The following is a 5,921-nucleotide window of genomic DNA, read 5'->3' on the forward strand; positions in this document are numbered from 1 at the left end:
GAGCAAAAAGGGTTATACAGTTGGCACACAGAGAGGCCTTGCGCCTCGGACATGACGTTATAGGCACCGAGCACCTGCTCTTGGGGCTTATCGCCGAGGGCGAGGGTGTAGCCGCTCAAGTCCTCACGTCCATGGGTGTAGACTTGGATGAAGTGCGTCAGCGCGTGGAGGCGATAGTGGGCAGGGGAGAACCGAAGGATAGGCCTGTGGATCTTCCCTTGAGCCCGAGGGCCAAAGGGGTCCTGGATCTGGCCATGCGCGAGGCGCGTAACATGGGCGTGAGCTATGTAGGCACCGAGCACCTGCTCTTGGGGCTTATCGCCGAGGGCGAGGGCGTAGCCGCTCAAGTCCTCACGTCCATGGGATTGGATTTGCAAAGGGTATATCAGGAGGTCTTGGCTTACCTGAGCGGGGGAGAGCGGACGAGCTCTGAGCAGGGAGGAGAGGCGCCCAAAAAGAAGCTCGCGCGCACGAAGACTCCTACGCTCGATCAACTCGGCATCGACCTTACGGAGATGGCCAGAAATCACGAGCTGGATCCTGTGATAGGCAGAGAGAAGGAGATCCAGCGGGTTATACAAATCCTCTCGCGTAGAACCAAAAACAATCCCGTCCTTATAGGGGATCCCGGCGTAGGAAAGACCGCCATCGTCGAGGGACTTGCGCAAAAGATGGTAGCCGGCGAGGTGCCGGAGAGTTTGAAGGGCAAACGCCTCATGCAGTTGAGCATGGGCAATATAGTGGCCGGCACAAAATATAGAGGCGAGTTCGAGGAGAGGATGCGCAAGTTGGTGAAAGAGGTCAAAGAGGCCAAAGACGTAATCCTCTTTATCGACGAAATTCACACTCTCGTAGGGGCAGGAGGAGCTGAAGGGGCCGTAGACGCAGCGAACATATTAAAGCCCAGCCTTGCGCGCGGTGAGTTTCAAGTTATAGGGGCAACGACCCTTGACGAATACCGCAAATACATCGAAAAAGACGCGGCGTTGGAAAGACGCTTCCAGCCGGTGTTCGTCGGTGAGCCGACCATAGAGGATACGATAGCGATACTGCATGGTTTGAGGGATAAATACGAGGCCCATCATCGCGTGAAGATCACGGACGAGGCGCTCGAGGCAGCGGCTAAGCTTTCGGCGCGCTACATCACTGAACGCTTCCTGCCGGATAAAGCCATAGACTTGGTCGACGAGGCGGCGGCGAGGGCCAGGTTGGCGACGATGGAGGCGCCGGAATCTCTGCGCGAGTTGGAGAAGAAGCTCGAAGCCGTGAGGAAAGAGAAGGAGGCCGCTGTGGCCTCTCAAGAGTTTGAGAAGGCTGCAAAGTTGAGAGACGAAGAGCGTCACCTATCGGAAGAGCTGGAGCAGAAGCGAAAAGAGTGGCGGTCGAGGCAATCCCAAGAGGAACCTATGGTAACCGCTGAGGACGTCGCCGTTATCGTGTCGGAGTGGACCGGCGTGCCAGTAGTGCAGCTTACAGAAGAAGAAGCGCGTCGCCTTCTCAGGATGGAAGAAGAAATCCATAAGCGCCTGATAGATCAGGACGAGGCCGTAAGCGCTGTGGCCCGTGCCATACGCAGGGCACGGAGCGGGTTGAAGGACCCGAAGCGACCGGTGGGGAGCTTCCTGTTCCTCGGGCCGACTGGTGTCGGCAAAACGGAGATGGCGAGGGCCTTGGCGGAGTTTCTCTTCGGCAGCGAGGATGCCATGATTCGCCTCGACATGAGCGAGTTCATGGAAAGACACGAGGTGTCGAAGCTCATAGGCGCTCCCCCTGGGTACGTGGGGTACGAGGAGGGTGGCAAGCTTACAGAAATGGTGAGGCGACGCCCCTATTCGATTGTCCTCTTCGACGAGATAGAAAAGGCTCACCCCGATGTGTTCAATATCTTGCTCCAGATCCTCGAAGATGGCAGGTTGACCGACGGTCAGGGCCACGTGGTGGACTTCCGCAATACGGTGATCATAATGACCAGCAACGTCGGCGCTCAGGACCTCATGAAAGGGACGACGCTCGGGTTTTCCTCCGGAGAGGGCTCTGCTATGGACTGGGACAAAGTGTGCGAACGCATAAGGGAGGCCGTGCGACACACCTTCCGCCCCGAGTTCTTGAACAGGATCGATGAAATGGTGATCTTTAAACCACTGGGCAAGGCTGAGCTTTTAAAGATCGTAGATCTCATGCTCAAAGAAGTGGAAAAGCGCCTCTCGGAGCAGGGCGTCCATATCGTGGTCTCCCAAGCAGCCAGGGAGCTGTTGTTGACCGAGGGCTTCGATCCCAAGTTCGGAGCGCGCCCCTTGAGGCGCACCGTCCAAAGGATGGTAGAGGATAGGCTCGCTGACGAACTCTTGGAGGGAACGATTAAGCTGGGCGATGTGGTATACGTGGATGTAGAGGATGGTAAGCTAACCTTCAGGAGGGAAGCCGCCTCGGGTGAAGAAGCTATGCCCGCAACTGGCACCAACGATACGGCGCGGTAAGGCCATCGATTTACTGTAAATCATAAGAGGAAGCCGCGGGGTATGGGTATGGTCATATCCCGCGGCTTCTGTTATTATCCTGTTAATAGCGGTGATTTTTAGCCCTATAAAGGAGGTTTTGTCTCATGTATGGCTATGGCGGTTTTGACATTTTTTGGCTGATATTTTTGTTCTTCATCTTGATGCCGATGCTGAAACAGTGGAACTTGGAGCGCCAACGGATGGCGGCAATTCGCTCTATAGAGAACAAAACCAAGAGCCGTGTAATCACTTTGATCCACAGACAGGAAAGCGTCGGCTTTCTGGGCATGTTCGCCAGGAACTTCATAAACATCGAGGATTCGGAAGAGGTGCTGCGAGCCATACGGCTGACCCCTAAGGATATGCCCATCGATCTCATCATGCACACCCCCGGCGGGCTGCTTCTGGCGGCTGAACAGATAGCGAGCGCCTTGAAGAAACATCCGGCCAAGGTGACGGTATTCGTGCCGCACTATGCCATGTCCGGAGGGACGCTCATAGCGCTTGCCGCAGACGAAATAGTCATGGACGAACACGCCGTCTTGGGGCCAGTGGATCCTCAGTTGGGACAGATGCCGGCAGCCTCTATATTAAAGGTGGTGGAAGAAAAACCCAAGAACGAGATTGACGACCAGACCCTCATAATGGCAGATGTAGCCGCAAAGGCCCTTCGTCAGACGCGCACCTTCGTCTTCGGTCTGTTAAAGGACAAGATGCCGGAGGATAAAGCCAGGGACATCGCGCAGGTGTTGTCCGAAGGAAGGTGGACGCACGATTATCCCATATCCTCGGAAGAGGCTGTATCTCTTGGGCTTCCCGTCTCCACGAATATGGATGAGGAAATACGACAGCTCATGCACCTGTATCCCCAGTCGGGCAGGGGGCGTCCTTCGGTGCACTACGTGCCGCTTCCGTACCACAGCTCTCCGTCGGAAAAGAGGGTAATTCAGTAAAGGAAGCGAAAGATCGCGATCTCTATGGGACGACTAAAGCGTAGGGGAGGGGGCGCTCCTCTCCGCCCGGTGGGTGATTGACCAAGACCCCATCGAGCCAGAGAGCGGAGGAACCTCCGCCGTCTAAGTTCAACGCCTCTTTCAAGCCAAGGCCATAGGCGAGCTTTCGGGCCTCTTCGAGCGTAGCTCCCTGGCTATGCCATGAATCCCGTCCGTCTATCACTATCCACCAAATTCTTTGCCCGTCATGTCCCAGTATGGTTCTGGGGTGCTTTACCTCTGTCAGCGTAGGCGCGAAGCGCTCATCTCTGTAGTATGGCCTTCCCTCGTGTATAAGCAGCGGTCCTGCCTGGACGACGTTTTTCGTCTCATTAAAGGCTGGATCGGTAAAAATAGTCGCGATCTGCGCCGGTGTGCCCAATTTCGTCCCGGCCAGAAAGACTCTCGCTTGTCCTCTTCCTACGACGAGGAAGCCATCTCCCGGAATATAGTGTTGAGAAGAAGCAGAGGGCGTTTTCCACCTCAAGAGGCCCTCCCTGACAGAGCCTTCCATCGCGTCATGCGGTATTTTTATGGCCTGCGCACCGAAGTGAGGGGTGTAGACGGAAAAGCCGTTGAAGCTCGGCGGCTCGTTAAGGCAGTCTATGGGGAATGCCGTGCCTCCGATATGCAGCCATGCCTTTACGTTTCCAGGTCCGAAATGCCAGTTGCCACCTTCGTCCCAGCCCGCAGCGTTCCTTTCTCCGAAGCTGTGACGGGCCAAAGTTCCGTCGATCTTGAGGGTACCTATGGGCAGGTCCCACGCGAAGTAGCCGCCGTTTATGGCCGCTTTAGCGCCGCTCTCTGAGGCGATCTCGGAAATGGGAAGGCGCCTCTTGCCAAAGGGAGCGGCCGTCAAGATGCTGGGCGCGACTTTTGGATCGATAACGAGAGCGCTCCAAAACAGCGCTCCGGCGGGTGGCCCCCCATGGGGTAGGAGTATCCCTCGAAATTCTTGCGGCAACGCCGAAAGGGCCCTCCACCCCTTTAAATAGCTGTCAAATGGCCCTATAGCGACGTAGAGTGCGCAGTCGTCCGATGTGATCAAGACGTCATACCCCAACGCTTTTAACTTGCCCTTGAGATTTTGAGCTGCTTGCGTAGCCTCTATTGGAAATTCCTTTATCTTTATGATCCATGTCGCGGGCGGAGCTCCCGTGCCGTGGCGATGGACTTTGAGCTCTCCGAAGCCTACATCTACTGACTTATCGAAAGCGCAACCTTGTTTGCATGCCCTTAGCCACTGCGCCAGAATCGAAAGGTCCGCTGCCGATAGGTTCTCCTCGGGTTGGTCAACCAAGTCTTGAGGGATCGTAGGTTGCATTCTCTGAGCTATCTCTACATATGGGACGAAGGGAGACGAGAGCGAGGACGTGCCGTTGGTCTCGGCTATGAGCTTTTTTGAAGTTTGGGCCACGTGATTCCACCCCATAGCGCGGATGGCTAAATATATGGCCTCAAGCTTGGTGATCTCCAAGGTGGGGTAATAGTATTCTCCTGGTGGGAGTATCCCGTAAACCGCCGCAGAGCGGGCTGCCGCTTCGTACGGCGCTCCTTTTGGGATGTCTTTGATCGCCTCTCCGCTGGAAGTGCGCAAGGGGATTTCAAGCGCCTTCATTATCTCAGCCACCGCTTGTCCCCGCGTGATGGCCTCTCCTGTGCCCGCAAGGCCAAGTATAAAAATGAGCAGTATCGCCGCAACCCACCCGGGGGTCAGGTCTTTACTTTTTGCGTTTTTCTTCATTATAGCCTCCCGTGCAACTGAACCCCAATCGTGGAACAACCGGGGCAGAATGCTGTAAAAGTAGAACTATTTGAGCTTCTAAAATTGCCGAGCAGGGCACATTGACTTATAGCTTCAATCCCTATGGGTGCAAATCGATTATACCTTATGTCGCCAGAGGTGCCTGGCTCGACGATGTCTTGTGAATTGATATGCACAACCCTTAAAGTAGCCGATAGTTTTCTTTAATTGACGCAATTTTTAAGCACGTCGCAGGATTGCTTTCTATCCCCTTAAGACTCTCATCCACATCTGGAAAGCAGATTTGCCTGCATGTACAGGCTTGGGTTTAAGCTTAGCAGGTTTGACCTCATCAGCGATCCAGTATCAATTCCCACCGTTTCAACCGCCACGGGATAGGTGGGCTCATAGCCTTTGAAGAAAACTGGGATGGTTGCCCTTTTTGTCAATTGTGGGGAAACAATGAGATTTCGAAGACATTATTTTTGAGGAAAACCGGTTTGTTGACAGGCATCAATATTCTACATATAATGATCCTCGCTAAGTAGCGGGGCGTTTTCAAAGTCCGAAATAACCCCACCCTATTTATAGCATATCAAAAATCATTTTAAAATACCCTTCAAGACATAGGTTTTTACCTGCGTCATCTCTTCTATCGTGCACGGTATGCCTGCGCGGCCGATGCCG

3 protein-coding genes are annotated in these 5,921 nt (G+C 54.5%); 2 read left to right on the forward strand and 1 reads right to left on the reverse strand.

Annotation, left to right across the window (positions count from 1 at the left end):
• Both EZM41_RS13265 and EZM41_RS13270 read left to right on the forward strand, forming a co-directional pair.
• A partial coding sequence (locus EZM41_RS13265) for an ATP-dependent Clp protease ATP-binding subunit (RefSeq protein ID WP_198471709.1) occupies positions 1–2,477 on the forward strand: 2,477 nt, incomplete at its 5' end.
• A gap of 125 nt (positions 2,478–2,602) precedes the next feature.
• A complete protein-coding gene (locus tag EZM41_RS13270) occupies positions 2,603–3,451 on the forward strand; it encodes an SDH family Clp fold serine proteinase (RefSeq protein ID WP_198471711.1) in 849 nt (282 codons plus the stop codon).
• Positions 3,452–3,473: 22 nt separating this feature from the next.
• Here EZM41_RS13270 and EZM41_RS13275 read toward each other — a convergent pair whose 3' ends face one another.
• Positions 3,474–5,234: a phosphodiester glycosidase family protein gene (locus EZM41_RS13275; protein ID WP_198471713.1), complete on the reverse strand. Its 1,761-nt coding sequence runs from the start codon at positions 5,232–5,234 to the stop codon at positions 3,474–3,476.
• Positions 5,235–5,921 lie beyond the last annotated feature (687 nt).

It is taken from the genome of Acetomicrobium sp. S15 = DSM 107314 (assembly GCF_016125955.1).
Classification (GTDB): Bacteria; Synergistota; Synergistia; order Synergistales; family Thermosynergistaceae; genus Thermosynergistes; species Thermosynergistes pyruvativorans.